Origin of the sequence: Nocardioides sp. NPDC057767 (genome assembly GCF_042798275.1) — a bacterium.
Taxonomy (GTDB): Bacteria; Actinomycetota; Actinomycetes; order Propionibacteriales; family Nocardioidaceae; genus Nocardioides.
Genome location: NZ_JBHVKJ010000037.1, coordinates 1 through 24,912 on the forward strand (window position 1 = coordinate 1; position 24,912 = coordinate 24,912).

The window sequence follows — 24,912 nt, forward strand, 5'->3', positions numbered from 1 at the left end:
AAACGCTCGACTGGGATACCCCAGCCGAGCGTCTGCGTGATCTACTGACAGCCACTTAGGTCATCAGGTGTTGCAAGGACCCCTAGAATCCGCCGTACGACCCGGCCCTTCGTCTGTCTCGCGGTGTGTCTACAGCGCCACCTCGCGGTCGGCGAGCGCCGCCGAGAGGTCGAGGTCATGGGTGACCAGGAGCAGCGCGGCCCCCGATTCGGAGACCTCGCTCATGAGCGCGTCGACGGTCTGCTCCTGGGTGACCAGGTCGAGCCGTGACGTCGCCTCGTCGGCGAAGACCAGCGACGGCCTCGGCAGCATCGCCCGCACGACCGCGATCCGCTGCAGCTCACCGCCCGAGACCTGCCCCGGACGACGCCTCAGGATCTCGTACGCCAGTCCGAGCCGCTCCAGCATGGCCTCGACCCGCGACGCCTCGATGCCGTGGCGCCGCATCACGTCGCCCATCGCCCTCTCCAGGCTGACCCGCTGCGGGAACGACAGCGCCGGGTCCTGGTAGAGCTTCTGCATCCGACCCCTCCCCGCGCCCTGGCCGTACATCACCGATCCGCTGTCGACCCCGGTCAGCCCGAGCAGCGCGTTGCCGAGCGTCGTCTTGCCGGCACCGCTGGGCCCGGTGATGGCGACCCGCTCGCCGGCGCGGACCTCGAGGTCGACGCCGGCGAAGACCGCCGTGCGGGCGTACGACTTCGAGATGCCCTCGGCACGGACGAGCACGTCACCGTCACCCGGGGCACCGGTCCGCATCCACGGGTGTCTCCAGTGCACCGGCTCGGCCGCGAGCAGCCGCTTGGTGTAGTCCTCCGCCGGCGAGGTGAGCACGTCCTCGACCGGACCCGACTCGACCACAGCGGCCTCCCGCATGACCATCACCTCGCCGCCGAGCCGGCGAGCCAGCCGCAGGTCGTGAGTGATGGTGAGCAGCAGGCCGCCCTCGTCGAGGTGACCGAGGAGCAGGTCGGCGAGCCGGTCGACCGATGCCCGGTCGAGCCCTTTGGACGGCTCGTCCAGGATCAGCACCTTCGCGCCACCGACGGTGGCCGCGGCGTACGCCACTCGCTGGGCCATCCCACCCGAGAGAGTGTGCGGATAGGACGAGCCGGCTCCGGCCAGACCCACCTGCCCGAGGCGCATGTCGGCTGCCTCGAGCGCACCGACGCTTCGCGGCCTCCAGCCGGCGACACCCTCGGCGACCTGAGCCCGCACCCGCATCGTCGGGTCGAGCGCGAGCGCCGGCTCCTGCGGGAGCAGGGCGACCTCGCGACCCCACAGCGTGCGTCGCGAGTCCCGCTCGGCCAGGTCGAAGGAGGCGTCCCCGACCGCCAGGGAACCCACCGCCGACAGCTCGCGCGGCAACGTGCCCATCAGGGCATGGGCCAGGATCGACTTCCCCGACCCGCTCTCCCCGACGATCGAGAGCGGCTTGCCGGCCTCGACGTGGACGTCGGGCACGTCGGCCAGGACGAGCGACCCGGCGCGTACGACCACTCCGGTGGCTTTCAGGCTCATCGCCCCTCCTCATTCGATCGCAGCCCGAGCAGGCAGACGGTCAGGCAGAACAGCACCGCGACCGGCGCCAACGGCATCCACGGCGCCGCGTCGTAGAACGGGAACGACTCGGTGATCATCAGTCCGAGCTCCGCCCGCGGCGGCTGCAGCCCGACCTTCACGAAGCCGAGGGTCGACATCGCCAGGATCGAGGTGACCATGCCCAGCGAGGACAGCGTCACCAGGAGCGGCCGCAGAGCCGGCCAGAGGTGGCGGCGTACGACATGGACCCAGCCCAGCTGCAACAGCCCGGCGGCCTCCACCGCGGGCGAGCCGAGCACCAGGGCGCTGCGAGCACGCACCACCCGGAAGAACTCCACCCACTGCACGAGCGCGAGGCCGACGTAGAGGGCGATCATCGATCCGGGTGCGGCCAGGGCCGAGACCAGCAGCACCACGAGCAACGCCGGGACGGCGACAAAGGCCTCCGAGATCGAGCGGAGCAGGGCATCGACCCAGCCGCCGAACCACGCCGACAGCACACCGGCGACGCAGCCGAGGATCAGCGCGGTGGCGACGCACACCGCCGCGAGCAGCAGGGAGACGCGGGTCGCGTGGGCGACGCGGGAGGCGACGCTACGGCCGTAGTCGTCGGTCCCCAGCGGGTCGGCGACCGACGGTGGCTGCAGATAGCGGGCCAGGTCCTGGGCCGCCGGGTCCGGCAGCACCAGGGGTCCGACCAGCGCGAACGCGATGATCAGCCCGAGCCCCACCAGCGACGCGATCCGTGTCCAGGAGCGCACCGGACGAGCTCCGACGGTCTGTTCCAGCATCAACATGCTCATGCCGGCACCGCCCGTCCCCGCGGCCGCGGGTCGAGACCCAGCACGGCCAGATCGACCAGCGTGTTCACCAGCACGATCAGCAGCGCCAGCACGAGGGCCGACGCCTGCAGCACCGGGATGTCTCGCCAGAAGACGGCATGGACCAGCGAGTGGCCCAGCCCGTCCCAGGCGAAGAGGCTCTCGACCACGACGACTCCTTCGATGAGCACGACGAACTGCACGCCGAGGTACGGCACCAGGGAGACGGCCGCGTTGCGCAGCACGTGGCGCGCCAGCACCCACCTCTCGGGCAGTCCCTTGGTCTGCGCGAACTCCACGTAGGCCGAGCCCCGGACCTCCACGACCGCGTCGCGGGTCACCCGGGCGATGAGCCCGGACAGGCTCAGCCCGAGGGTCAGCGCCGGGAGGACGATGCCACCGTCGCCGTGCCCGACCGCCGGGAAGAGCCCCAGCTGGGCCGAGAGCACGATCATCAGCAGCAGACCGAGCAGGAACGGCGGCACGGCGCGTACGCCGGCCACCCACAGCGACGAGAACCGGTCGGCGACGCCACCGGGACGACGGGCAGCGACGACGCCGATCGCGGCACCGACGATCACCGCGATCACGATCGAGAGCACCGCCAGCTGGAGCGTGGCGGCCAGGTAGTGGCTCACCTCGGTCAGGACGGGCTGGGAGGTGACCAGAGACCGGCCCAGGTCGAGCTGGAGCAGGTCGGCGACCCACTCCCCCAGCTGCTGCCACAGCGGCCGGTCGAGCCCGAGCTCGTCACGGACCGAGGCGGCAGCGTCGGCATCGACCATGTCGTAGCCGTAGCGCCCCGCGGCGATCCGGTAGGCGATGTCCCCCGGCAGTCGCTGGGTGATCACGAAGCAGAGCGCCGAGACGCCGATCGCCACCGCCAGCGCCTGGGCGGCGCGGCGGGCGATCACACCACCGAGGCGGCTCATTCGGCCAGCTCGATGTCGGTGATCCGCCAGCTGGTCTCGAGCGCGTCGATCTGGAAGCCCTCGACGCGGTCGCTGACAGCGGCGTTCATCCGGTACCAGGAGACCGGCACCAACGGCAGCTGCTCCTGGGCGGTCGTCACGATCGTCCGGCGGTGCGCGGCCGCCTGCTCACCCTCGGCGCCGGCCATCAGGGCGGCCACTGCCTCGTCGACTGCCGGGTCGCTCCAGCCCATGGTGCCCCAGTCGGAGCCGCCCTCGGCGAAGGTGTCGGCCACGGTCGGCAGCGGGTCGGAGATCAGCGCGAAGGACTTGGCCACGAGGGCCATCTGCAGGCTGCCGTCGCCGTGCTTCGCCGGCACCTCGCTGGAGTTCGTGACCTCGACGTCGATCTTCACCCCGACCTTCTTCAGCTCGGCCTGGATCGCCGTGGCGAGCGCGGGCAGCTCCGGACGGTCCGGGTAGGTCAGCAGCTCGAGCGCGAGCGGCTTCCCGTCCTTGGCGACGGTGCCGTCGGCGCCGGCCTTCCACCCGGCCGCGGCCAGCAATGCCTTCGCCTGCTCGGCGTCGTACGTCAGCGGCTCGAGCTCCGCGTCCCAGTCCGCCAGCGTCGGGGTCAGCAGCTGGGTCGCGGCGATGTCCTTCTCCCGCAGGACCGCCTCGGTGATCGACTCGCGGTCGAGCGCCATGCTGATCGCCTGCCGGACACGTACGTCCTTCAGGGCTGGATCGGCGGCGTTCATCTTCATCAGGATGGTGCGCGGCTGCAGGGCGGAGACCATGTCCACGCCGTCGGTGCTCTCCACGCGCTCGCGGCCGGCCGGCTCCAGGCCGAAGACCACGTCTGCCTGGCCGCCGGTGGCCATGACCGCACGGCTCTCGGCCCGGCCGACCGCCTGGAACGAGACCTTCTCGACGTCGGGCTCCTCGCCTCGCCAGTCGGCGACGCGTACGGTCTCGATGCGGGAGGGAAGCGACACCTCGGCGACCTCGTACGGACCGGTCCCGACGATCTTCTCGACCTTCCCGTCCGCGTCGTAGGACGACGGAGCCAGGATCCCGGTGCTGTAGTGGGACAGCGTCGCGGGAACGGACACGTTCGGCTCGCTGAGCTCGATCACCACCGAGCTTCCGGCGGCGCGGATGGTCTCGACGCCGACATCGGCGAGCGGACTGGCGGCGTCGGCGGCCATCTTCTCGAGCACGGCGACGACGTTCTCGGGCGTCATCGGCTTGCCATCGTGGAACTCGACCCCGTCGGCGAGCTCGAAGGTCCAGACCTTGTTCGCCTCGTCGGCCGACCAGGCGGTGGCGAGGCCCGGGACGAGGTTCCCCTCCACGTCGGCCGTGACCAGCGTCTCGGTGACGTGGAGCCGGGTGAAGAAGTAGCCGTCCGAGGACGGTTCGAGGCTGTGGATCTCGAACGGCCCGGCGATCCTCAGGGTGTCGGAGGCGGCCGACTGCGACGAGCCGCACGCCGTCGCGGCGAGCGCGACGGCGGCGAGAGCCGCGGCGCCACGCAGGTGGGGGCGGGTGATCATGTTGTTGCCTTCCAGTCAGGAGGGCCCACAACCTAGTTGAGAATCGTTATCATCACCAAACCGGTTAACCGCTCGGCCGCCCCTTGGCTACAGGGCTATGATTAAGTGATAACCGTTCTCATTACAGTTAGAGGTTGAGCATGGCAAGCAGGTCATCGGACGTACGCCCCAAGATCAAGCTCCGTTCCACCGCCGGGACGGGCTACACCTACATCAGCAAGAAGAACCGCCGGAACACTCCTGACCGGCTCGTACTGCGCAAGTACGACCCGGTGGTGCGGCGCCACGTCGAGTTCCGCGAGGAACGCTGACGCTCACCGCGCCGCGCGCCGCGGTCTGTTGATCTCGGCTCTCGATGCACAACGGCGCCGAGCCCCCGTTCCCGGGGACTCGGCGCCGTCGCCGCGAGTGATCAGCCCTGACGGGCCTTCAGCCGTGGGTTGAGCTTGTTGATCACGTAGACCCGGCCACGACGGCGCACGACCTGCGAGCCCGGCTGGTCCTTCAGCGAACGGATGGAGTTGACGACCTTCATGATGCGGTTCCTCTCTCAGCCCTTGGTGCTGGTGTAGGGCAGCAGGGCCATCTCACGGGCGTTCTTGACGGCCTTGGTGACCGCGCGCTGCTGCTGCGGGGTGAGTCCGGTGACGCGGCGGGAGCGGATCTTGCCGCGGTCGGAGATGAACGTACGCAGCAGCTGCACGTCCTTGTAGTCGACATCGGTCACGCCGGGGTCGAGCAGCGGCTTACGGCGCTTGCGGACGGGCGCGGGCGGGCGCTTGGGCATGGGGTGAGCCTTTCGGGGATTCGGGTCAGCGGGCCTTGGCGGGATCGATCAGCCCACGCTGGACGGCGCGGACCAGGCGCCTGGGCACGACGTAGGTCTGTCCGTCGACGGTCACGGGCACAAGCGCGACCGGGGTCGCCTTCCAGCTCGACCGGCGGTGACGGGTGTTGCTGCGCGACATCTTGCGCTTGGGTACGGCCATGGCGGCCTCCTTCTGATGGTTGTCGAAAGTCCGGGTCAGGCGGCACGGCCGATGGGGCCGAGCCAGTCCTCGAGACCGTCCCAGGACTCCTCCCAGATCGGACCGCGCTGGGCGATCTCCTGGTCGGTGAGCAGGGCGCGCTCGAAGGCGCGCGGGATCTCGTCCGCCTCGTCGTCGATGCCGACCACGACGATCCGAGTGAGCCGATCGGCGCGGCCCCACTTCTGGGTCGAGCCGACGCTCGCCTGGCCGCCGGCGCCGTCCCACACGCAGATGTCGTCGGGCCGGGTCGGCACCCAGAAGCAGCCGCGCGAGCGGCGCGGACCGCCACCGAGGATCTCCAGCTCGTCCTGGAACCGGATCGGATGGATCGGACGGTCCGAGCGCAGGTCGAGCCGCCACGCACCGCCCTCGGGAAGCGGCGGCAGCTCGTTGCGGCGTACCTCGGCGACCCATGCCTCCACCGCGTGGTGGCGGTGCACACCGGCGACCAGGCCGGCGGCGTCCAGGAGCGAGGGGTCGGTCACCACCGGCGTACGCGGGCGGGCGAGGGTCGCCACCAGCGACTCCTCCTCCGGCTCGGGGGCCTCGGTGATGCAGACGACGTCGGCGTACTCCACGATCGCACTGGCGACCTCGGCCACGCCGCGGCGATCGTCCTCGGAGGTGGCCAGACCGCGCTCGTCGAGGAGGTCGGGACCGAGCAGGTCCTCGGCCACCGTCGTGCCCTCGAGCGCCGCGACGACGGCGGAGATGCCGATGTGGGGCGCCGTCCGCGGCGCCCAGGCGAGCACCCGGCAGACCTGGACCGCCTCGGCGGCGACCGGCAGGCAGGCCACGATGCTCCCCCAGCGTCCCTGGGCCGCGAGACGCTCGAGCGTCGGCACGATGTCCTCGCGGATCGCGCAGGCGACGCAGGCGTGGGCGAGGTTGATCTCCTCGTGCTCGATCACGCCGGTGACGTCGCTGACGACGCGGGTGAGGAGCTGGCGCTCGGGGTCGATGACGTGACGGACCGTGACCGCGTCGGGGAGGCCGAACTGCAGCGAGATCGTCGCCGAGAGCATCGCGCCCTCCTCGACCCCGCTGACCAGGATCACCGGCACCTTGGGACGGGAGAGCTTCCGCGGACGAGGCGTGCTCATCAGCCGCGCCCGTAGCGACGCTTGAACCGTTCGACCCGTCCTTCGGTGTCGACCACGCGGCCGCGGCCGGTCCAGAACGGGTGACTGGCGCTGGAGACGTCGACGTCCACGACCGGATAGGTCTCGCCGTTCTCCCAGGCGACCCGCTCGTGGTCGTCGGCGAGACGCTCGACGAGCGTCGACCGCATCAGGAAGAGCTTGTCCGCCGAGCGGTCGCGGAAGACGACCGGCCCGGAGACGGGGTGGATGCCTTGCTTCATGGGGACCTCCCGCTGTGACTAATGATAACGATTCTCATCTTACACAGGTCGGGCCGCCCGTTCACATCGCGGTGAGACTCACCCCTCGGCGGTGTGGGTGTGCATGCGTACGCCGTCACTGTTGAAGATGCTCAGCACCTGGGCCGGTCGCGAGCCGGTCGCGAACATCGCGTGCGGCACCCGGGTGTCGAACTCGGCGGCCTCGCCGCGGGTCAGCACCAGGTCACGGTCGCCCAGCAGCAGCCGCAGCTTGCCGGAGATGACGTAGAGCCACTCGTAGCCGTCATGGACCCGTGGCTCCGGCGCCTCGGTCACCGGCTGGTAGGTGATCTTGAACGTGTTCACCGGTGACCCCTCGGGAGTCAGCGGCGCGATCTCCATGCCGTCGCGGCGGACCACCGGCCGGCGCACCCGCGGGTCCGGGACCGACGGTGTCACCAGGCTGTCGAGGCCGACACCGAGATGGCGGGTCAGTGGGATCAGCAGCTCCAGGCTCGCCTGTCGCTTGCCCGACTCGAGCCGGGACAGCGTGCTCGGCGACATCTCCGCCATCGCGGCCAACTGCTCCAGGGTCCACCCCTTGCTGTGCCGGATCGCCCTGATCCGCGGGCCGACCTGCTTGAGCTCGTCGATCATGTGCTCCATCTCCCATTTGCCAATTCAGCAAGAACCCTTGCCGTTCTTTCATTGTGCCACTGAACTGGATGGCATGAACACACACCCAGAACACCTCGACGTGATCGTCATCGGCGGCGGTGCCGCCGGACTCTCCGCGGCCCTCATGCTGGGCCGCTCCCGTCGCCGGACCCTCGTGGTCGACTCCGGCCTCCCCCGCAACCGCTTCACGACGCACATGCACGGCGTCCTCGGCCACGAGGGCATCGACCCCGCGGAGCTGCTGGGCAAGGGGCGCGAGGAGCTGGCTGCGTACTCCGTGGGGGTTCGGCCCGGCCGCGTCGCCCGCCTCGACGAGACCGAAGCGGGCGTGAGCGTCCTCCTCGAGGACGGCGAGCGGCTCACCGCTCGGATCGCGATCGTCGCGACCGGGGTCACCGACGATCTTCCCGACGTCCCCGGCCTCGCCGAGCGCTGGGGCGCCACCGTGCTGCACTGCCCGTACTGCCACGGCTGGGAGGTGCGCGACCGGCGGATCGGCGTGCTGCCCACCTCACCGCTCGGCATGCACCAGGCACAGCTGATCCGGCAGTGGAGCGACGACGTCGTCGTCTTCACCGCCGGGCTCGGCCAGATCGAGGTGGCCGACGAGCGGCGGCTGCTGGCGCGCGGGATCACTCTCGTCCCCGACCCTGTCGTCGAGGTCCTCGGCGAGGGTGACCAGGTCACCGCGGTGCGTACCGCGGACGGGTCGACCACCGAGGTCGGCGCCGTCTTCACCGCCGGCACCCTGCGCCCGCACGACGGCTTCCTGACCCACCTCGGCCTCGATCGCACCGACACCCCGGTCGGCAGCTTCCTCGCCGTCGACGCGACCGGCAAGACCAGCAGCGACCGGATCTGGGCGGTCGGCAACGTCTCCAACCCGATGGCCAACGTCCCGATCAGCATGAGCGCCGGCACGATGGCCGGCAGCTTCGTGAACGCGACCCTGGTGACCGACGACTTCGACCGCGCCGTGTCGGAGCCCGCCCCGGTGGACTTCTGGCAGGAGAGGTACGCCGGCAGCGACCGGATCTGGTCCGGCAAGGTCAACACCGTGCTCGGTGACATCGCCGCCGGCCTCGAGCCCGGGACAGCGCTCGACCTGGGCTCCGGCGAGGGCGCCGATGTCATCTGGCTGGCCCAGCACGGCTGGCAGGCCACCGGCATCGACATCTCCGAGAACGCAGTCAGCCGCGGCAAGGAGGCCGCGCGGACGGCCGGTCTGGCCGAGGAGCAGGCACGGTTCGTCGTCTCCGACCTCTCCGACCCGGCCGTCCTCGACCGGGGCTACGACCTGGTCACCGCGAGCTTCTTCCACTCCCCCGTCGAGCTGCCCCGCACCGACATCCTGCGCCGGGCCGCCGATCTGGTGAACCCCGGCGGTCACCTGCTGATCACCTCGCACGCCGCCGCGCCGCCGTGGGCCGACGCCGCGGCCCACGAGCACCGCTTCCTCGACGCCAAGGAGGAGCTGGCGGAGCTCGATCTGTCCGAGGGCGCCTGGGAGTCGGTCCTCCTCGAGCACCGGCACCGTGCGGTGACCAGCCCGTCGGGCGAGCCGGCCACGCTCGAGGACGCGGTGCTCCTGCTCCGCCGCCGGTGAGTGCTAGGCGGCGCCGCAGCTCTCGGTGAGGAACTCGCCGAGACGCTCGTAGGCCATGTTCTGGGCCTCGCTGCGCTCGAGCGGGTCCTGACCGCGACCGGTGCGCAGCGCGTCCTCGACCATCATCCGCACGCCTTCGACGGCGGCCGCCGGGGTGCCCTCCGGCACCCCCATCGACTGCAGGCTCGTCGCAGCCAGGCCCAGCGCGGTCTCGTTCTCGTCGTTCGGGGTGGACATCTGCGCGGCGTGGGCGTTCGCCATGGTCTGTACGGCACCGCAGAACTCCTCCAGGGACGCGACCGGCCCGGAGGCGACCGGCGCGGCCGACGACTCCGCGCCGGACGGAGCAGCCGCGGGAGCCTCGGAGCCACCGAGGTCGCGGGTCAGCACCACGACGCCGATCGCGACCGCGATCAGCGCCCCGACGATGAGCGTTCGGGGCGGGTGCGGCAGACGGTCGCTCCAGGACCGCTCGCGCTGAGCCGCGGCCCGCCGGGCGGGGTTACCGGAGCGTCTCGGGTCGCCCATGGGTCTCACGCCGCCGCCCCCGTAGGGCGAGCGCCAGAATCCGGACGCAGCGGCGTGCTGTGCTCATGGTTCACTCGCTGACACTCGCTCACTGGTAGGTGTTGGCCGGCGCCTCGCGCGGCTCGACGGAGGAGGCTTCGATGGCCGTCTCCGACTTGCCGCCCGGCGCGGTGCCCTCGACCCAGCGGCCGGTGACCGCCACCCAGGAGTCGCGCTCCGGGGCATCGTCGTAGTCCTCCACCCGGACCCGGGAGGCGCTGGCGTCGGCGGCGCAGCACGCGATGGCGATGCGGGTGACGTACCAGTTGCCGTTCTCGTCGGTGCTGACGAAGCCGGTGAGGCGTACATCGCGGTCCTTGATCGTCGAGCCGTCCTCGACCCCGGCACGCCACATGAACTCGGCGACCTCGACGTCGACGGGGCCCTCCGAGGCCGGCAGCGGCAGGATCTCGGCGTCGGGAGCGGCCGCAACCGGGTCGTCGGCACGTCGCTCGGCGAGATAGGCGCCCAGCGACGGCGGGCTGGCGACGAAGACGATCACACCGGGCAGGATCGCCAGCCAGGTCATCGCCGGGACCTTGTGGCCGTGCCCGTCGGGCCCTTCGTGCCCGTCGTGGTCGTCGTGGTCGTCGTCCTCCTCCGGCGCCGGACGCAGCAGCATCCACACCGTCAGCCCGAGCAGCACCACGCCGGTGGCCACCAGCGGCCACTTCATCCAGCTGGTGACGTACCTCAGATAGCCGTCGCCGAGGGAGAGCCGCAGCAGGACGGCGCCGAGGAAACCGACGACGAGGGCCTGAGTAGTACGAGTCACGCGGCCACCTCCGTTGCGCGAGCGCCGTTGTACGAAGGCGGCCGCGTGTTGATTGAATGGATCGCTCGCTGGCGCTCGCTCACAGTAGCCACCATCCGATGCCGACGGCGGAGGCGACCGCCGTGATGATCACCAAGGGTACGAAACGCAGGGCGAAGCCCATGCCGAAATGGCCGGCCTCCATGGAGGCCAGCTTGATGTCCATCGCCGGGCCGACGACGAGGAAGACCAGCTTCGCGGTGTCGGAGAAGGCGGTGAACGACGCGGCGACGAAGGCGTCGGACTCCGAGCAGAGCGCCACGATGAACGCGAACAGAGCCAGCGTGGCGATCCCGAGGACGGCCTGACCGGCGACGGTGTTGACCACCGAGCGGGGTACGAAGGTGTTGACCGCCGCGGCCAGCATGGCGCCCAGGACAAGGAAGCCGGAGGCGTGCAGGAAGTCGTGGCTGACGTTGCCGAGGAAGGACCGTTCGTGAGCGTGCTCGTCGCGGCCCACCTTGGTGAGCCGCTCGAGCAGCAGCTTGCCGCGGGCCATCATGATCCAGCCGACCGCCACCGCGGTGATCAGCGAGGCCAGGAACCGGGCCAGCACCATCATCGGCTGGCCCGGGAAGGCGACCGCGGTCGAGACGAGCACGGCCGGGTTGACCGCCGGCGCAGCCAGCAGGAACGTCAGCGCGACCGCGGGCGCGACACCACGGCGGATCAGCGAGTTGGTCACCGGCACCGCGGCACACTCGCAGCCCGGCAGTCCGATCCCGGCCAGGCCGGCGACCGGGACACCGAGCACGGGGCTCTTGGGCACGATCTTGCTCAGCGCCTTCTCCGAGAGGAACGTCGAGATCACGGCGCTGAGCAGCACGCCACCGAGCAGGAACGGAGCCGACTGCACCACGATGGCGACGAAGATCGTGCCCCAGGTGTTGAACAGATCATGGTCCAGCAGCGGCAGCAGCCAGCGCTGCGAGAGCAGGATGACCAGCAGGACGATCGCGACGACCTCTGTCTGCCCCAGCCTGAACCCAGGCTTCTCGGCCGCCCGCTCCGGGGCCTTCGTACTCATGCCGCCGCCTCCGTCGAGGAAAGCAGAGAACACGGACGCGGCGGCCTGAGGCCTGTTGCCGCTCGCTGGCGCTCACTCATGGAGCGTGTGTCTAGCACAGCCCGATGACGGCCGGGTAGTGCCTCGCCGACCCGGAATGGTTCCGGTTAGGCTTTTGACGGAGTCACCAGCTCGACTTGGTGATTCCCGGCAGGTGCCCCTTGTGCGCGAGCTCGCGGAACCGGATCCGCGACACGCCCGCCTTGCGCAGGTATCCGCGCGGCCGGCCGTCGACCTGGTCACGGTTGCGCAGGCGTACGGGCGAGGAGTCGCGCGGGAGACGCGACAGGGCACGGACGGCCTCTGCCTGCTCGGCCGAGCCCGGCTCCGCGGTGCGGATCTCCTCCTTGAGGGCGGCCCGGCGCTCGGCGTACCTCTCCACGATCTCGCGGCGCTTGGCCTCGGCCGCGATCTTCGACTTCTTGGCCATCAGACCTTCTCCCCTCGGGCGCGCATCTCGGCGACGACGGCGTCGATGCCGCGTACGTCGATCTGCTTGATCGCGTTGGTGCTGAGCCGCAGGGTGACCTTCCGGCCCAGGCTCGGGACGTAGTAGGTCTTCTTCTGCAGGTTCACCTCCCACCGTCGCCGGGTCGCCTTCTTGGACCAGGGGCGGTTGTTGCCGTAGCCGGGACGGGCCCCGGTGACCTGACACGTGCGTGACATGGCAGCCTTTCGTCTTATTGAGAATCATTCCCAGTATGGCACACGACGCCCCAGCCACTGAACACGGGATCCATACCGATACCGACTAACATGGCGCTCATGGCACCAACCCAGCAGGTCAAGCGGCGCGCAACCAACCAGGGCGCCGCGGTGAAGGAGGCTCTCGCCGCCGAGGACACCTTCCGCAGCGCCCAGGACGTCTACGCCACGCTGCGAGCCAACGGCGAGAAGATCGGCCTCTCCACGGTCTACCGCCACCTGCAGATCTTCGTCGACGACGGCCTCGCCGACGTGATCCACAAGCCCGACGGTGAGTCCACCTACCGGCTGTGCGGCGACGCCTCCACGACCCATCACCACCACCTGGTGTGCCGCAGCTGCGGCAAGGCCGTGGAGATCGAAGGACCGGCCGTGGAGACCTGGGCCGACAAGGTGGCGGCGCAGAACGGCTTCACCGACGTCAACCACACCGTGGAGATCTTCGGCCTCTGCGCCGCCTGCGCCGCCTGAGTCACCTGATCAGGTGCGGCTGCGCACCGCGCCGATCGCAGCGTCGACCACGAGGAACCCGATGAGGGTCACCCCGAGCATCGGTACGAACCAGCCGACCACCGCGGCGATCGTGACGACAGCCACCATGGCCGGCCAGGGCAGACGCCGCCAGGCACCGCGTGGCGCGGGTCTGCCGAGCCTCAGGGCGCTGGCACCGCGGGGGCGCCGCAGCCACCACATCCGGTAGCCGAGCAGCGTCGCCGCGATCAGCCCGAGCGCGAGCGCCGCCAGCGCCAGCTGGTTGAGCACACCGAACAGGATGCCCATGTGCGCGCCGATGACCCAGTCGGTCAGCTTGGCCATGAGCGGCCAGTCGGTGAAGTCGACCCGGTCCAGCTGCTCGCCGGTCGCCGGATCCACGCTGATCGCGTCGTAGCGGGTGGGCCAGTCGCGCTTGTTCTCGGCCGCCGTCCAGGCGCTGCCCGGATCGGCCGGAGGCACCAGGTAGAGCGGATCGCCCAGACCGGCGTCCCGCGCGGTGTCGAGTACGCCGTCGATGCCGGCACCCTCGGAGAAGACCGCGTCCGGATCCCCCGTGGCGGCGACGGACGAGCCGTGGTGAGCGCGCTCGGCGGCCGCGCCGCCGTGCAGCGACGTGGCCGGCGTCGGCTCGGTCCACGACAGCGCGGTACGCACCTCGCCGATGTTGGCGCCGGCGAAGCGTGACCAGGTCAGCCCGGAGACCGACAGTGCCAGCACGCCCAGCAGGAGCCACACCCCGATGACGGCGTGCCACGACATCGCCCGGGAACGTCCGGTGGTCTCGGGGTCGGGCAGCACCAGCCGCCGGACCCGCCGGTCACGACGCCATCGGCCGAGCCAGAGCATCAGTCCGCCGAGCGCCACCACCCACAGCCAGCTGGCCGCGAGCTCGCTGTAGTGGCGGCCGAAGGCACCCAGGTGGAGGTTGCGGTGCAGCTCGTCGAGCCAGGCCCGGAAGCCCAGCCACTGCCCGTAGCTGCGTACCTGGCCCTGAACCTGGCCGGAGTAGGGGTTCACGAACACGGACATGTCGTAGTCGGCGGGGACGGTCTCGTCGGTGAAGACCACCCGGGTGCTGCGGTCGGCCGCGTCGGGGACGTCGACCCGGGTCACGGCGCCGTCGGGGTGGGTGGCCCGGGCGGCGGCGACCTGCTCGGCGAGCGGGACCGCCTCGCCGGCCGGGGTGGCATGCGTCAGCTCGTGGTAGGCGATCTGCTCGACCTGCGGAGCGATCGTGTAGAGCAGCCCGGTCACCGAGGCGACCAGGATGAACGGGGCGACCAGCACCCCGGCGTAGAAGTGCAGCCGTAGCACGAGCGGGCGGATCACCGGCCACCAGCCGGGCCGATGGCCCGGCTGGGTGGGCTCCGACGAGGTGGGCTCCGGCGCGCCGCGCTGATCGGCCGGCGGTGCGGGCTGGGACTGGACGGGAACGGTCATTCGAGGTGTCTCTTCTCGCAGATTTCGGGGTACGCAAGGCAGCCACCGGGTCTCACCCGGTGGTGCTCGCAGAGGGATCTCAGAGGCCGGCCGGCCTCGGCGGTCCCCTTCGCGGAGAGACATCGGCCCACAGCACCGGTCGCGGGACGAACCGGCCGGTCTCGGCGAGCAGGCGGCCGGCGACCACGACCCGGGGCACCGGCAGGCTGCGTACGACCACGGCGAGGGCACGGCGGTGCAGCACCCAGGCGACCACGGAGAGCACCGCGGCGCAGGTGTGGGCCAGGAGCATCGAGCCGCCCTCCGCGCCGAGCGGGGTGCCGAGGGCGTGCTGGTGCCCGGCGCCCGGGGCCGCCGAGAACGCCGCGAACACCTCGTGGAGCCCGAGCTGGGACAGGCCCGCCACGACCGCGCCGCCGAGGAGTCCGACCCGGCGCTGCAGCACCACGACGCCGGTGCCGAAGACGGCGAGCGCCGCGGCGGCCAGCCAGCCGGCGCCCGGCATCGCGCCACCGGCGGCCAGGTGAGCCAGCGTCGCGCCGGTGGTGATCTCGAGCGTGGCGAGCAGCGAGAGCCACACGCTTCCGCGTGTCGGCCTCACCACTCGCAGCTCCACCCGCAGCACCGTTTCCCGAGAAGGGGCTCTCCAGAAGGGGCTCTCAGAGCCCGTTGATCACTTCGCCTGCTGAACAGGGGTGTGGTTGCGGGCCAGGAGCCAGATCATGGTGCCGTAGCAGGCGATCCGCAGCGCCCAGCCGAGGCCGGTGCGGAGGATGCCGAGCGCGAGGATCGCCCAGTCCCGGTCGATCGCACCGCTCCAGGCCAGGAACCAGATCGGGCCCTGGATGGCCACGCCGATCGCACCGGGAGCCAGGAAGAGCCAGGTCAGTCGGGTGCAGAGCTTCACGATCTGCTTGTCCTGGTGCCATTCGAGCGGGTCGCCGCTGGCGACACCGATGAAGAAGCCGAAGATCGGCCAGCCGATCAGGCAGAGGCCACCGACGACGACGGTGTAGCCGAGGCTGATCAGGATGCCGGGTAGGAAGTAGGCGAGCGCCTGCTCCTCGGCCGATCCGCCCATCGACTGGGCGAGGCGGACCACGGCGAAGCCGATCAGGATGCCGAAGATGGCGTTGCCGACGTACTGCAGGCTGGAGCGCTGCACGAGCCGCGCGGCCAGGAAGATCGCCGCGGTCGCCGCCGAGGCGATCAGCGCGACCTTGAGGTCCTTGACCACCAGCCAGGCGATGGTGAAGACCAGCCCGGGCACGCCGGCCTCGAGCATCCCGCGCACACCGCCGAGCCCGGCGGACATCTGGCGGCGTACGACCGCCTCGACGGTGTCGACCGTCGGATGGTTGTGGTCGTGGTGCTCGCCGGCCTGACCGTCGCCGGCAGGGGTCTCAGAGGTGGGACTCACGTGTGGTTGGCTCATTCGTTGGGGTCCGGAATCAGCTCGTAGCGGGGATTGAACATGATGCGCTGGCCGTCGGTGCGGCCGATGCGGCCCTGCACCTGCAGCGACCTGCCTGGGTTGATGCCGGCGATGCGCCTGCGACCCAGCCAGATGAGCGTCAGCGTGCCGGAGCCGTCGAACAGCTCGGCCTCCAGCGCCGGGACGCCTCCGCGAGGTCGCAGCGTGATCGTACGCAGAGTCCCACGCAGACGCACCGTCTCACGGTCGGGCGCGTCGGCGATCGAGGCGACATCCTTGGCGACGTACGCCGCTCGGATCTCGCTCGCGTCGATCGAAGCCGTGTTGGCCCACTCGCTGAGCTTCGCGCGCAGGCGACCCTTGGACACTACGGGCTCAATTCTCGACACGGCGCGCGTTGGGCGGCAGCTTGACCTCGAGCGCCTCGCCCTTCGGCTTCGCCTCGGCACCGCGGCGCACGACGACGTGCTCGAGGAGCCGCTCCCACTCCTTGCCGGCGGTCGGCTCCATCGCCGGGCGGCCGAGCATGGTGGCGCGGAGCATCCAGCGCGGACCGTTGACGCCGATGATGCGGGTCTGCTGGACGGCCGGCTGGCCGTCGGGCAGCTTGACCTTCATCTGGGTGATCAGCTCGGTGCCCCACGGACCCTGCAGGTCGGCGGTCGCGCCGCCACGCTGCTGGACGTCCTCGCGCAGCATCGGCAGCGACTCGGTCCACAGGTCGCCGTCGCGGGGCGCGGCGAAGGCGCGCAGCTCCATGGCACCGTCGTCCGCGGTCAGCATCACGGCCGCGATCTGGCCGGACTTGTCGTCCACCTGGAGGCGCAGCTCCTTGCCCGGAGCCGGGGCGAGCATCATCGAGCCGAGGTCCACCCAGTCGTCGGTGATCAGCCCCTCGGGGGCCGAGTCGATGTCGAACGGGCCGATCTCGGGAGCGGCCGGCGCCGGCCGCTCGTCGGCCATGGGCCGCTCGCCGACCGATGCAGACGGCTCTCCCCGGTGGGAGGGCGTGGACTTGCGACGGAACTTCACGACCATCTGCTTTCAGGTTGGGGTGGATCTCGGAGGAGACTTATCTAACACTGATCGCTCAGCGGCTGGAGAAGCCCCCTGTAGAACCGTATCCCCCATCCCCACGGACGGAGTCGGGCAACTCGGAGACCTCGACAAAACGAGCCTGCTCGACACGCTGGATCACCAGCTGGGCGACACGGTCGCCCCGGCGCAGCTCGATGGGCTCGACGGGGTCGAGGTTGACCAACGCCACCTTCACCTCGCCGCGATAGCCGGCATCGACGGTGCCGGGGGCATTGACGATGGAGAGCCCGTGCTTGGCGGCCAGGCCGGATCGGGGGTGCACCAGGCCGACGTAGCCCGCGGGCAGCGCCATCGCGATCCCGGTCGGCACCAGGGCGCGCTCCCCCGGTTTGAGGCTCACGTCCACCGTCGTGCGGAGGTCGGCTCCGGCATCTCCCGGATGGGCGTAGGCAGGTGGAGGCAGCTCCGGGTCGAGACGCATCAGGGCCACTTCGAGATCAGACACAACCCGCACCTTAGATGCTTTACGGCTCACCCGATTCGTGACTGGCTTGACCGGCGTGAAAAACTCACGATTCGTGAGCACCCCGGCGTACGACGAGCGACTGACCGTGCCGCTGAGGTGGTGGGTCCAGGGCGTCATGTTCTTGGCAACCCTGTGGATCGCGGTCATCCTGTGGGTTCCGGCCGCCCTCGCCTGGGGCATCACGGCCGCGATCGTCGGTCTGTTCGCGCTGGCGATGATCGTCTACGGCAACGCCAAGATCACGATCGCCGACGGCGTCCTGCGCGCCGGACCGGCGCGCATCGAGGCACGCTTCCTCGGCGAGGCGGTCGCGCTCGACGAGCTCGACTCCCACCACCTCGCGGGCCGCGACGCCGACGCGAGAGCCTACCTGCTCCTGCGCCCCTACCTCAAGCGCGCCGTGCGGGTCACGATCGAGGACCCGGCCGACCCGACGCCCTACTGGCTGCTCTTCACCCGACACCCGGTGGCGCTCGCCAAGACGGTCAACGCGCTCCGAGCGAGTCTCTGAGACCCATCCTCGTGGGCATGGCCTAGGCTCGAGACATGTCCAAGTCCAACAAGGCTGGGTCTGATTCTGGAGCGAAGGGCGACAAGGTCTGGGCGATCATGGCCCTCGTCAGCGGAATCGGGGCCGCCAAGGTCACCAACAAGGTCCTCTCATCCGGCTGGAAGGCGTCCACCGGACGCCAGCCACCGGCCAACCCCGCCGACCCCGACGTACGCCTCGTGGAGGCCGTGCTCTGGTCGGCCGCCACCGGTGCCACCGTTGCGCTCGCGCGGATGTTCGCCCAGCGGCGCGCAGCCAACTACTACGTGAAGTCGGTCGGTCGATTGCCGAAGCAGCTGGAGAAGGACCCATCCTGAGATAGCAGAAGGCCGCACGGATTCCGTGCGGCCTTCTGCTTGTCAGCCCGGCTTACGTCGGGCTTTCCGCCGAGTCGGCGACTTTCGACTGCACATCACGCACAGTCAAAACAGATCATTCTCTTCTCGTCAGCCAGCTGGCTGCGGTGATGGACCAGGAAGCAGCTCATACAGGTGAACTCGTCCTCCTGCTTCGGCTTCACCTCGACCGCGAGCTCCTCGTGGCTGAGGTCGGCTCCCGGGAGCTCGAACGACTCGGCCGCCTCGGCCTCGTCCTCGTCAACCTTGCCCGAGTTCTTGTCATGACGACGAGCCTTGAGCTCTTCGATGCTCTCCTCGGACTGGTCCTCTTCATTTTTACGCGGTGCGTCGTAGTCCGTCGCCATCTGCGCCACTCCCCTTCTCACTCATCTTCAGTCCCCCCGCGCGCCCCCGAGGGCAGCGGCACGGCCCGTGATTGTGCACTATTCACGTGCATTTCGCACACTCAATCGGAACCGCGTCGCCGAAACGTTCTGTCATCTGGCGGTATTCCCTATCACGGGTATGGATGAGCAGCGAGTTTCGGGTGGGTGAACGCGGCTGTGCCGACGGGGCTCCGGGGCCTTCCCGGCCGCCGGCCGGTCATAGATCTACATCAACCAGCGGCTTTCAGTCGGGTACGACACCCGGGAGCGAGTCAACTGGCAGAAAACCGGCCTGAACAGCCGCTTTCCGCAATTCATCGTAGCCGTGCGCCGGTGCGACCACGACGAATCGACGACCGCCGACACCGGTCGTCGCCTCCCATCGCGCTCCCGCCGCCTCGGCGACCAGACAGGCCGCGGCGTGGTCCCACAGGTGCAGGCCCTCCTCGAGGTAGCCGTCCAGGGTCCCCTCGGCCACTCCGCAGATGTCCAGGGCCGCCGAGCCGATGCGACGAACGTCACGCACGGCCGGCAGGAAGCGCACCAGCGCCTCGGCCTGGATCCGCCGAAGAGCGGCGTCGTAGGAGAAGCCGGTGGCGATCAGACGCTGCCCGAGCTCGGCCGGCGGGCGCACCGTGACCGGCTCGCCGTCCTTGACCGCGGCCGCCGATCCGTCGGGCTGCCGGAAGGCGGCGTAGAGGGTTCCGGCGGACACGTCGACGACGGCTCCGGCGACGACCTCGCCCGCGTACTCGGCGGCGATCGAGACGGCGTAGCGGGGCAGGCCGTAGAGGAAGTTGACCGTGCCGTCGATCGGGTCGACGATCCAACGCACGCCGCTGGTGCCGGCCGTCTCCTCCCCCTCCTCACCGAAGAAGGCGTCCTGGGGACGATCTTGGGATATCAGCCGCCGGATCAGCGCCTCGGTGTCCCGGTCGGCCTCGGTGACGACATCGGTCGCGGTGGACTTGGTGGCCGCCACCTCGACCACGCCGGCAGCCCGCTCGCGGACCAGGTCGGCGGCCGCACGGGCGGTCGCCACCGCGAGCGCGAGCAGGTCTCCGGGCTTCGGGGCGGAATGATCTGTCATGGGGCCGACCCTATGCCGCGCGCGATCACTCGGAGTACTGGGGCGAGTCCTCACCGGACAGGGTCTGCAGCTGCGACCGCTGGTTGAAGCAGCAGCCCACCGGACAACGGTCGGGGCCGGGGCCCAGGTCGCCGACGGTGAGCCGCTCAGGGGCCTCTCCACGCTCCGCAGCGGCGCGCTCGAGGAGCAGGTCGCGTACGGCGGCCACGAAGCGCGGGTCCTCCCCCGCCGTCGGGCTGCGACGCGCGTGGATCCCGAGCTTCTCCGCAGTGGCCAAGGCCTCGGTGTCGAGGTCGTAGACGACCTCCATATGGTCGGAGACGAAGCCGACCGGGCACATCACCACAGCGCTGCTCCCCCCATCTTCGGGGGCCTTGCCCGCGAGCTCCTCGAGGTGGTCGTTCACGTCCGGCTCGAGCCACGGGATGTGCGGGGCGCCGGAGCGGCTGCAGTAGACGAGGTCCCACTCGTGCGTGACCCCACGCCGCTCGGCCACCTGGTCGGCGATCACGCCGGCGACGTCGAGGTGCTGGGCGACGTACGCGTTGCCGTCGGGGCCGGCGTTGTCGTTCATCGAGGTCGGGATCGAGTGGGTCACGAACAGGATCCGGGCGCTGTCGCGCTCGCCCTCGGGGAGGTCCTCGATCGAGGCGACCACGCCGTCCACGACCGGCGCCACGAAGCCCGGGTGGTTGTAGTAGCGCCGCAGCTTGTCCAGCACCGGCGCGCTCTCCACGCCACCGGTCGTGTCGCACGCCTCGAAGAGGTTCTCGCGGTACTGCCGGCACGAGGAGTAGGAGGAGTAGGCGCTGGTCGCGAAGACCGCTGCCCGCTTGATCCCGTCGGCCCGCATCTGGGCGACCGTGTCGCTCAGGTAGGGGTCCCAGTTGCGGTTGCCCCAGTAGACCGGCAGATCGATCCCGTGCTCGGCCAGGTCGCTGCGCAGCGCCGCCAGGAAGGCCCGGTTCTGGTCGTTGATCGGCGACTTCCCGCCGCGGTCGAAGTAGTGTTGCCCGACCTCGACCAGACGCTCCCGCGGGATCCCCCGCCCCCGGGTCACGTTCTCCAGGAAGGGCACCACGTCCTCGGTCTTCTCCGGCCCCCCGAAAGAGACGAACAGCAGGGCATCGTAAGGAGAGACATCCACCCGCCCATCATATTCATCCCTCCCGCTGGTCGAGCCGCTAGGCCGCCTGCGGCCGAGCGTGTCGACCAGCGGGGCTACTCCACCACCGAGGAGTACGCCACGACACCCCGCTTGAGCAGATCCATCGTCTGCCGGGCCGTACGCCGCAGCGGCGCGTCGCCGGCGGCGTCGGCGACCTGGCCGCAGAGGTCGATGAGCTGTTTGACCCAGCGGACGAAGTCACCTGCGGCGAGCTCGACCTCGCTGAGGACGTCGTCGAGCTCGTCGCCCTCGGCCCAGCGGTAGGCGGCCCAGGCGAAGCCGAGGTCGGGCTGGCGGAGGAAGTCGAGCTTGTGGTCGCGCTCGAGGGCATCGAGCTGGCCCCAGAGACGCACGGTCTCGGCGATGACGTCCTTGACCCGGCCGCCGGGGAGGCGGGGCGGGGTGGCGTCGTCGGCGCGCCGGGCCTCGTAGACCAGCACCGAGAGGGCGGCCGCGAGCTCGGCGGGGGTCAGGTCGTCCCACAGGCCCTCGCGGAGCGCCTCGGCGGCGACCAGATCCATCTCGGAGTAGAGCCGCATCAGGTGGGTGCCGCGCTCGGTGACGGTCTCGCCCTCGAGGTAGTCGAGCGCGACCAGCACGTCGCAGACCCGGTCGAAGGTGCGCGCGACCGTGTTGGTGCGCGCCTCCACCCGGCGCCGCAGCGTGTCGGTGTCGCGCGAGAGCTTCAACCAGCGCTCGGCCCAGCGGGCATGGTCCTCGCGGTCGGGGCAGTCGTGGCACGGGTGCATCTTCAGCTCGCGCCGCAGCTCGGAGATCTGGGTCTCCACCGAGCTCTTGCGCTCCTTGCGGGCGGTCGGCGAGGCCTCGTAGGGCACCGGACGCAGGTCGCGGGTCTTCTCCCGCAGCCGGGAGGCCATGTCGCGGCGCATCTGCGGGTTGCGGCCGTTGAACGACTTCGGCACCCGCAGCCGGGTCTGGGCGGCGATCGGGACGTTGAAGTCCATCATCGCCAGCCGCCGGGCCTGCCGGTCCTGGGTGACGACGTAAGGGCGCGGGCCGTCGGGGTCGAAGCCCGGGTCGACGATCACGGCATAGCCGGCGAACTTGCCCGTCGGCACGTCGATGACGTCACCGATCTTCAGCTTGGAGAGCGACTCGATGATCTCCTCGCGACGGTCGGCGCGCCGCTCACGGGAGGAGGACTTCTCGATGTCGGAGATCTTGCGGCGGATCGCGGCGTACTCCATGAAGTCACCGCGGTCGCAGGTCGCGGCCTCCTGGTAGCCGTCGAGGGCGTCCTCCGCCTTGCGCACCTGGCGGGCCAGCCCGACGACCGCCTTGTCGGCCTGGAACTGCGCGAACGACTGCTCCAGCAGCTCGCGCGAGCGCGCCCGGCCGAACTGGTGCACCAGGTTGACCGCCATGTTGTAGGACGGCCGGAAGCTGGACCGCAGCGGATACGTACGCGTCGAGGCGAGGCCGGCGAGCTCGCGCGGGTTGAGCCCCTGCTGCCAGAGCACGACGCCGTGGCCCTCGACGTCCAGGCCCCGTCGCCCCGCGCGGCCGACGAGCTGGGTGTATTCACCCGGCGAGAGGTTGACGTGGGCCTCGCCGTTCCACTTCGACAGCTTCTCGATGACCACCGTGCGAGCCGGCATGTTGATGCCGAGCGCGAGCGTCTCGGTGGCGAAGACGGCCTTCACCAGACCACGGAGGAACAGCTCCTCGACGACCTGCTTGAAGGCCGGCAGCAGCCCGGCGTGGTGAGCCGCGACACCACGGGTGAGCCCGTCCACCCAGTCGTGGTAGCCGAGCACGTGCCGGTCCTCGTCGGGCAGATCCGCGCAGGCCTCCTCGACGTAGGCGAAGATCTCGTCGCGCTCGTCGGGCGTGGTCAGCCGCAGGTTGGCCTGGATGCACTGCTGGACCGCCGCGTCGCAGCCGACCCGGGAGAAGACGAAGTTGATCGCCGGCAGCAAGTTGTCGCGCTGCAGGGCGTTGATCACCTCGACCCGCGAAGGGATCCAGACGCGCCGGCCGTTGCCGACTCGACGGTTGCCGTTGCCCTTGCGCCTGTCCTTGGGCGTACGCCGGTCCGTCATCCGTCCGGCCGCCCAGTCGTCGCGCGCCAGCTTCATCAGCTCGCCGTTGACCGGGGCGCCCTCCTTGACGAACCCGGCCGCCGCGTCGACGTCGGAGGAGGCGAAGAGGTCCATGATCCGGCGACCGGCCATCACGTGCTGGTAGAGCGGCACCGGCCGCTTCTCCTCGATGATCGTGGTGGTCTCGCCACGCACCGTGGTGAGCCACTCGCCGAACTCCTCGGCGTTGGAGACGGTGGCGCTCAGGGAGACGACCGAGACCGACTCGGGCAGGTGGATGATGACCTCCTCCCAGACAGCGCCGCGGGAGCGGTCGGCGAGGTAGTGGACCTCGTCCATGACCACGAAGCCGAGCCCCATCAGGGTGTGCGACCCCGCGTAGAGCATGTTGCGCAGCACCTCGGTGGTCATCACCACCACCGGCGCCTCGCCGTTGACCACGTTGTCGCCGGTCAGCAGGCCGACCTGGTCGGGACCGTAGCGCTTGACCAGGTCGTTGTACTTCTGGTTGGAGAGCGCCTTGATCGGCGTGGTGTAGAACGCCTTGCGGCCCGTGGCGAGCGCGAGGTGGATGGCGAACTCGCCGACGATCGTCTTGCCCGAACCGGTCGGTGCGGCGACCAGGACGCCCTTGCCGTCCTCGATCTCCTTGCACGCCTGGATCTGGAATTCGTCGAGCCCGAAATCGTAGAGCGCGGCAAAGTCCCGGAAGACGGGGTAGTCCTTGTCACGCTTGTAAGCGGCGTACTTCTCCGCTGGCGAGGCGTCCATGGTGCCGAGCCTATCGATCGACACCGACAGCGAGACGCTGGGCTCAGTCGCGCGGCGGCACCAGTACGCCGAGAGCGGACGGGACGCACTCGACCTCGAGCGGCAGCGGCCCGAGCCGCTCGCCGTCGCTGTAGGCGATCACGCCCGGCGCGGAGGCCGTGATTCGGCGGGCCCGGATGCGCTCGAAGGCCGGATGGGTGAGGTGCTTGGCCTGGCGTACGCCCGGGAAGACTCGCAGGAACTCCAGCCGCGAGACCGGCTTGATGAGGATCGCGTCCAGCAAACCGTCGGCGGGATCGCACTCCGCTGCGATCCGGAGGCCACCGCCGTAGGACTCGGTGTTGGCGATCGCCAGCAGCATCGCCTCCTGCTCTCGCACCACACCATCGATCTCGAGCCGGTAGGGCACCGGCGTCCAGCTGCGGATCACCGAGAGGGCGGCGAGGGTGTAGCGGAGGTCGCCGTGGGGCCAGCGCATCGCGTTGGCCCGCTCGTTGACCGCCGCGTCGAAGCCTGCGGCCAGGACCGTGGCGAACCAGGTCTGCGCCGAAGCGGAGCTCGAGGCATCGTGCACCGTGCGACCGAGGTCGATGCGGCGGAGGTTGTCACGCGCGACCACCTCGGCCGCGGCCAGCGGATCACCTGTGGGGATACCGAGCGCCCGGGCGAAGTCGTTGCCGGTGCCGAGCGGGACGACGCCGAGGCTGACCTCGGTGCCGGCCAGCGCCTGGACCGCGACGTGGACCATGCCGTCACCGCCGAGGGTCACCACCGTGTCGACCCCGTCGGCAACCGCCTTGCGTGCCAGCTCGAGCGCGTGGTCGGCGTCGTCGCCGATGAGGTGCTCGACCTCGGCTCCCGAAGCCGCGAGGCGGGCGGTCACCGCGTCGAGGATCTGGTCGGCGTTGCCGCGACCGGCGGTGGGGTTGGCGAGCAGAGCGATCTGGCGCGTCACGGGTGAAGACTAATG

The 24,912-nt window shown here is 70.3% G+C and carries 31 protein-coding genes; 5 read left to right on the forward strand and 26 right to left on the reverse strand.

The features are described 5' to 3' along the window. Positions 1–129: 129 nt before the first annotated feature. Genes ACFVDI_RS18910 through ACFVDI_RS18925 form a run of 4 tightly spaced genes read right to left on the reverse strand, consistent with a single transcriptional unit; the run spans position 130 to position 4,833 of the window. On the reverse strand, positions 130–1,521 hold the full coding sequence (locus ACFVDI_RS18910) for an ABC transporter ATP-binding protein (RefSeq protein ID WP_378908030.1): 1,392 nt from the start codon (positions 1,519–1,521) through the stop codon (positions 130–132). Continuing rightward, positions 1,518–2,345 carry an ABC transporter permease gene (locus ACFVDI_RS18915; RefSeq protein WP_378908031.1) on the reverse strand — a complete coding sequence of 276 codons (828 nt, stop codon included), beginning with the start codon at positions 2,343–2,345 and terminating at the stop codon, positions 1,518–1,520. The genes ACFVDI_RS18910 and ACFVDI_RS18915 overlap by 4 nt, the downstream gene beginning before the upstream one ends. Then, a complete protein-coding gene (locus ACFVDI_RS18920; RefSeq protein WP_378908032.1) occupies positions 2,342–3,295 on the reverse strand; it encodes an ABC transporter permease in 954 nt (317 codons plus the stop codon). Before ACFVDI_RS18920 ends, ACFVDI_RS18915 begins: the two co-directional genes overlap by 4 nt. Next, positions 3,292–4,833, reverse strand: coding sequence for an ABC transporter substrate-binding protein (locus ACFVDI_RS18925; protein ID WP_378908034.1), 1,542 nt, complete (start codon positions 4,831–4,833; stop codon positions 3,292–3,294). Before ACFVDI_RS18925 ends, ACFVDI_RS18920 begins: the two co-directional genes overlap by 4 nt. 140 nt (positions 4,834–4,973) lie before the next feature. Between ACFVDI_RS18925 and rpmG the strand changes: the two genes are divergently transcribed. Then, positions 4,974–5,144: a 50S ribosomal protein L33 gene (gene rpmG / locus ACFVDI_RS18930; protein WP_165111447.1), complete on the forward strand. Its 171-nt coding sequence runs from the start codon at positions 4,974–4,976 to the stop codon at positions 5,142–5,144. A 101-nt stretch (positions 5,145–5,245) separates the two neighbouring features. Here the strand turns inward: rpmG and ykgO are convergent, their stop codons facing one another. From ykgO to ACFVDI_RS18960, 6 genes are all read right to left on the reverse strand, one after another. Then, positions 5,246–5,368 (reverse strand): type B 50S ribosomal protein L36, encoded by a 123-nt coding sequence (gene ykgO / locus ACFVDI_RS18935; protein WP_378908036.1) that lies wholly within the window; start codon positions 5,366–5,368, stop codon positions 5,246–5,248. A 15-nt stretch (positions 5,369–5,383) separates the two neighbouring features. Beyond that, positions 5,384–5,620 (reverse strand): 30S ribosomal protein S18, encoded by a 237-nt coding sequence (gene rpsR, locus ACFVDI_RS18940; protein WP_378908038.1) that lies wholly within the window; start codon positions 5,618–5,620, stop codon positions 5,384–5,386. Between the two features lie 25 nt (positions 5,621–5,645). After that, positions 5,646–5,822: a 50S ribosomal protein L32 gene (rpmF, locus tag ACFVDI_RS18945; protein WP_378908040.1), complete on the reverse strand. Its 177-nt coding sequence runs from the start codon at positions 5,820–5,822 to the stop codon at positions 5,646–5,648. 35 nt (positions 5,823–5,857) lie between these two features. Beyond that, entirely contained in the window at positions 5,858–6,967 is a 1,110-nt protein-coding gene (locus ACFVDI_RS18950; protein ID WP_378908042.1) for a GTP-binding protein, read from the reverse strand. Beyond that, positions 6,967–7,227, reverse strand: coding sequence for a type B 50S ribosomal protein L31 (locus ACFVDI_RS18955; RefSeq protein ID WP_378908044.1), 261 nt, complete (start codon positions 7,225–7,227; stop codon positions 6,967–6,969). The genes ACFVDI_RS18950 and ACFVDI_RS18955 overlap by 1 nt, the downstream gene beginning before the upstream one ends. 78 nt (positions 7,228–7,305) lie before the next feature. After that, a complete protein-coding gene (locus ACFVDI_RS18960; protein ID WP_378908047.1) occupies positions 7,306–7,863 on the reverse strand; it encodes a helix-turn-helix domain-containing protein in 558 nt (185 codons plus the stop codon). 73 nt (positions 7,864–7,936) lie between these two features. On the opposite strand from ACFVDI_RS18960, the gene ACFVDI_RS18965 reads away from it, so the two are divergent. Then, positions 7,937–9,490: an FAD-dependent oxidoreductase gene (locus ACFVDI_RS18965; protein WP_378908049.1), complete on the forward strand. Its 1,554-nt coding sequence runs from the start codon at positions 7,937–7,939 to the stop codon at positions 9,488–9,490. A gap of 3 nt (positions 9,491–9,493) precedes the next feature. Here the strand turns inward: ACFVDI_RS18965 and ACFVDI_RS18970 are convergent, their stop codons facing one another. From ACFVDI_RS18970 to rpmB, 5 genes are all read right to left on the reverse strand, one after another. Continuing rightward, positions 9,494–10,018: a hypothetical protein gene (locus ACFVDI_RS18970; protein ID WP_378908051.1), complete on the reverse strand. Its 525-nt coding sequence runs from the start codon at positions 10,016–10,018 to the stop codon at positions 9,494–9,496. Positions 10,019–10,106: 88 nt separating this feature from the next. Then, complete coding sequence (locus ACFVDI_RS18975; protein ID WP_378908054.1) at positions 10,107–10,832, reverse strand: TIGR03943 family putative permease subunit; 726 nt, start codon at positions 10,830–10,832, stop codon at positions 10,107–10,109. 79 nt (positions 10,833–10,911) lie between these two features. Beyond that, entirely contained in the window at positions 10,912–11,898 is a 987-nt protein-coding gene (locus tag ACFVDI_RS18980; RefSeq protein ID WP_378908056.1) for a permease, read from the reverse strand. Between the two features lie 163 nt (positions 11,899–12,061). Beyond that, the gene (gene rpsN, locus ACFVDI_RS18985; RefSeq protein WP_378908058.1) at positions 12,062–12,367 is read right to left on the reverse strand and encodes a 30S ribosomal protein S14; all 306 of its coding nucleotides are present in this window, start codon (positions 12,365–12,367) and stop codon (positions 12,062–12,064) included. Further along, positions 12,367–12,603, reverse strand: a complete 237-nt coding sequence (gene rpmB, locus ACFVDI_RS18990; RefSeq protein WP_328530437.1) for a 50S ribosomal protein L28 — start codon at positions 12,601–12,603, stop codon at positions 12,367–12,369. Before rpmB ends, rpsN begins: the two co-directional genes overlap by 1 nt. A gap of 99 nt (positions 12,604–12,702) precedes the next feature. Here rpmB and ACFVDI_RS18995 point away from each other — a divergent pair, with 99 nt between their 5' ends. Further along, entirely contained in the window at positions 12,703–13,113 is a 411-nt protein-coding gene (locus ACFVDI_RS18995; RefSeq protein ID WP_328530436.1) for a transcriptional repressor, read from the forward strand. Positions 13,114–13,122: 9 nt separating this feature from the next. Here ACFVDI_RS18995 and ACFVDI_RS19000 read toward each other — a convergent pair whose 3' ends face one another. The 6 genes from ACFVDI_RS19000 to dut form a co-directional block, all read right to left on the reverse strand. Continuing rightward, complete coding sequence (locus tag ACFVDI_RS19000; RefSeq protein WP_378908061.1) at positions 13,123–14,577, reverse strand: PepSY-associated TM helix domain-containing protein; 1,455 nt, start codon at positions 14,575–14,577, stop codon at positions 13,123–13,125. Positions 14,578–14,656: 79 nt separating this feature from the next. Next, positions 14,657–15,178: a cell division protein FtsQ gene (locus tag ACFVDI_RS19005; protein ID WP_378908063.1), complete on the reverse strand. Its 522-nt coding sequence runs from the start codon at positions 15,176–15,178 to the stop codon at positions 14,657–14,659. Between the two features lie 72 nt (positions 15,179–15,250). Continuing rightward, entirely contained in the window at positions 15,251–15,997 is a 747-nt protein-coding gene (locus tag ACFVDI_RS19010) for a DUF3159 domain-containing protein (protein WP_378908065.1), read from the reverse strand. An 11-nt stretch (positions 15,998–16,008) separates the two neighbouring features. Beyond that, positions 16,009–16,380: an OB-fold nucleic acid binding domain-containing protein gene (locus ACFVDI_RS19015; RefSeq protein WP_378908068.1), complete on the reverse strand. Its 372-nt coding sequence runs from the start codon at positions 16,378–16,380 to the stop codon at positions 16,009–16,011. Between the two features lie 7 nt (positions 16,381–16,387). Further along, positions 16,388–17,050 (reverse strand): DUF3710 domain-containing protein, encoded by a 663-nt coding sequence (locus tag ACFVDI_RS19020; RefSeq protein WP_378908070.1) that lies wholly within the window; start codon positions 17,048–17,050, stop codon positions 16,388–16,390. A 52-nt stretch (positions 17,051–17,102) separates the two neighbouring features. Then, complete coding sequence (gene dut, locus ACFVDI_RS19025; protein ID WP_378908072.1) at positions 17,103–17,555, reverse strand: dUTP diphosphatase; 453 nt, start codon at positions 17,553–17,555, stop codon at positions 17,103–17,105. A gap of 73 nt (positions 17,556–17,628) precedes the next feature. On the opposite strand from dut, the gene ACFVDI_RS19030 reads away from it, so the two are divergent. Both ACFVDI_RS19030 and ACFVDI_RS19035 read left to right on the forward strand, forming a co-directional pair. Further along, the gene (locus tag ACFVDI_RS19030) at positions 17,629–18,087 is read left to right on the forward strand and encodes a DUF3093 domain-containing protein (RefSeq protein WP_378908075.1); all 459 of its coding nucleotides are present in this window, start codon (positions 17,629–17,631) and stop codon (positions 18,085–18,087) included. Positions 18,088–18,122: 35 nt separating this feature from the next. Further along, a complete protein-coding gene (locus tag ACFVDI_RS19035) occupies positions 18,123–18,443 on the forward strand; it encodes a DUF4235 domain-containing protein (protein ID WP_378908077.1) in 321 nt (106 codons plus the stop codon). A 95-nt stretch (positions 18,444–18,538) separates the two neighbouring features. On the opposite strand, the gene ACFVDI_RS19040 is transcribed toward ACFVDI_RS19035, so the two are convergent. The 5 genes from ACFVDI_RS19040 to ACFVDI_RS19060 form a co-directional block, all read right to left on the reverse strand. Further along, positions 18,539–18,829 carry a DUF4193 domain-containing protein gene (locus ACFVDI_RS19040; RefSeq protein ID WP_378725909.1) on the reverse strand — a complete coding sequence of 97 codons (291 nt, stop codon included), beginning with the start codon at positions 18,827–18,829 and terminating at the stop codon, positions 18,539–18,541. A 265-nt stretch (positions 18,830–19,094) separates the two neighbouring features. After that, positions 19,095–19,940, reverse strand: a complete 846-nt coding sequence (locus ACFVDI_RS19045) for an inositol monophosphatase family protein (protein ID WP_378908079.1) — start codon at positions 19,938–19,940, stop codon at positions 19,095–19,097. 25 nt (positions 19,941–19,965) lie between these two features. Then, on the reverse strand, positions 19,966–21,087 hold the full coding sequence (locus ACFVDI_RS19050) for a ferrochelatase (RefSeq protein ID WP_378908081.1): 1,122 nt from the start codon (positions 21,085–21,087) through the stop codon (positions 19,966–19,968). A 74-nt stretch (positions 21,088–21,161) separates the two neighbouring features. Next, positions 21,162–23,942: a DEAD/DEAH box helicase gene (locus tag ACFVDI_RS19055; RefSeq protein ID WP_378908083.1), complete on the reverse strand. Its 2,781-nt coding sequence runs from the start codon at positions 23,940–23,942 to the stop codon at positions 21,162–21,164. 43 nt (positions 23,943–23,985) lie between these two features. Beyond that, entirely contained in the window at positions 23,986–24,897 is a 912-nt protein-coding gene (locus ACFVDI_RS19060; protein WP_378908085.1) for a diacylglycerol kinase, read from the reverse strand. Between the last annotated feature and the right edge of the window lie 15 nt (positions 24,898–24,912).

Coding starts and splice junctions, on each gene's coding strand:
- ACFVDI_RS18910 (WP_378908030.1), bottom strand. CDS start 1,521: ATGAGCCTGAAAGCCACCGGAGTGGTCGTACGCGCCGGGTCGCTCGTC.
- ACFVDI_RS18915 (WP_378908031.1), bottom strand. CDS start 2,345: ATGAGCATGTTGATGCTGGAACAGACCGTCGGAGCTCGTCCGGTGCGC.
- ACFVDI_RS18920 (WP_378908032.1), bottom strand. CDS start 3,295: ATGAGCCGCCTCGGTGGTGTGATCGCCCGCCGCGCCGCCCAGGCGCTG.
- ACFVDI_RS18925 (WP_378908034.1), bottom strand. CDS start 4,833: ATGATCACCCGCCCCCACCTGCGTGGCGCCGCGGCTCTCGCCGCCGTC.
- rpmG (WP_165111447.1), top strand. CDS start 4,974: ATGGCAAGCAGGTCATCGGACGTACGCCCCAAGATCAAGCTCCGTTCC.
- ykgO (WP_378908036.1), bottom strand. CDS start 5,368: ATGAAGGTCGTCAACTCCATCCGTTCGCTGAAGGACCAGCCGGGCTCG.
- rpsR (WP_378908038.1), bottom strand. CDS start 5,620: ATGCCCAAGCGCCCGCCCGCGCCCGTCCGCAAGCGCCGTAAGCCGCTG.
- rpmF (WP_378908040.1), bottom strand. CDS start 5,822: ATGGCCGTACCCAAGCGCAAGATGTCGCGCAGCAACACCCGTCACCGC.
- ACFVDI_RS18950 (WP_378908042.1), bottom strand. CDS start 6,967: ATGAGCACGCCTCGTCCGCGGAAGCTCTCCCGTCCCAAGGTGCCGGTG.
- ACFVDI_RS18955 (WP_378908044.1), bottom strand. CDS start 7,227: ATGAAGCAAGGCATCCACCCCGTCTCCGGGCCGGTCGTCTTCCGCGAC.
- ACFVDI_RS18960 (WP_378908047.1), bottom strand. CDS start 7,863: ATGATCGACGAGCTCAAGCAGGTCGGCCCGCGGATCAGGGCGATCCGG.
- ACFVDI_RS18965 (WP_378908049.1), top strand. CDS start 7,937: ATGAACACACACCCAGAACACCTCGACGTGATCGTCATCGGCGGCGGT.
- ACFVDI_RS18970 (WP_378908051.1), bottom strand. CDS start 10,018: ATGGGCGACCCGAGACGCTCCGGTAACCCCGCCCGGCGGGCCGCGGCT.
- ACFVDI_RS18980 (WP_378908056.1), bottom strand. CDS start 11,898: ATGAGTACGAAGGCCCCGGAGCGGGCGGCCGAGAAGCCTGGGTTCAGG.
- rpsN (WP_378908058.1), bottom strand. CDS start 12,367: ATGGCCAAGAAGTCGAAGATCGCGGCCGAGGCCAAGCGCCGCGAGATC.
- rpmB (WP_328530437.1), bottom strand. CDS start 12,603: ATGTCACGCACGTGTCAGGTCACCGGGGCCCGTCCCGGCTACGGCAAC.
- ACFVDI_RS18995 (WP_328530436.1), top strand. CDS start 12,703: ATGGCACCAACCCAGCAGGTCAAGCGGCGCGCAACCAACCAGGGCGCC.
- ACFVDI_RS19000 (WP_378908061.1), bottom strand. CDS start 14,577: ATGACCGTTCCCGTCCAGTCCCAGCCCGCACCGCCGGCCGATCAGCGC.
- ACFVDI_RS19020 (WP_378908070.1), bottom strand. CDS start 17,050: ATGGTCGTGAAGTTCCGTCGCAAGTCCACGCCCTCCCACCGGGGAGAG.
- ACFVDI_RS19035 (WP_378908077.1), top strand. CDS start 18,123: ATGTCCAAGTCCAACAAGGCTGGGTCTGATTCTGGAGCGAAGGGCGAC.
- ACFVDI_RS19040 (WP_378725909.1), bottom strand. CDS start 18,829: ATGGCGACGGACTACGACGCACCGCGTAAAAATGAAGAGGACCAGTCC.
- ACFVDI_RS19045 (WP_378908079.1), bottom strand. CDS start 19,940: ATGACAGATCATTCCGCCCCGAAGCCCGGAGACCTGCTCGCGCTCGCG.
- ACFVDI_RS19055 (WP_378908083.1), bottom strand. CDS start 23,942: ATGGACGCCTCGCCAGCGGAGAAGTACGCCGCTTACAAGCGTGACAAG.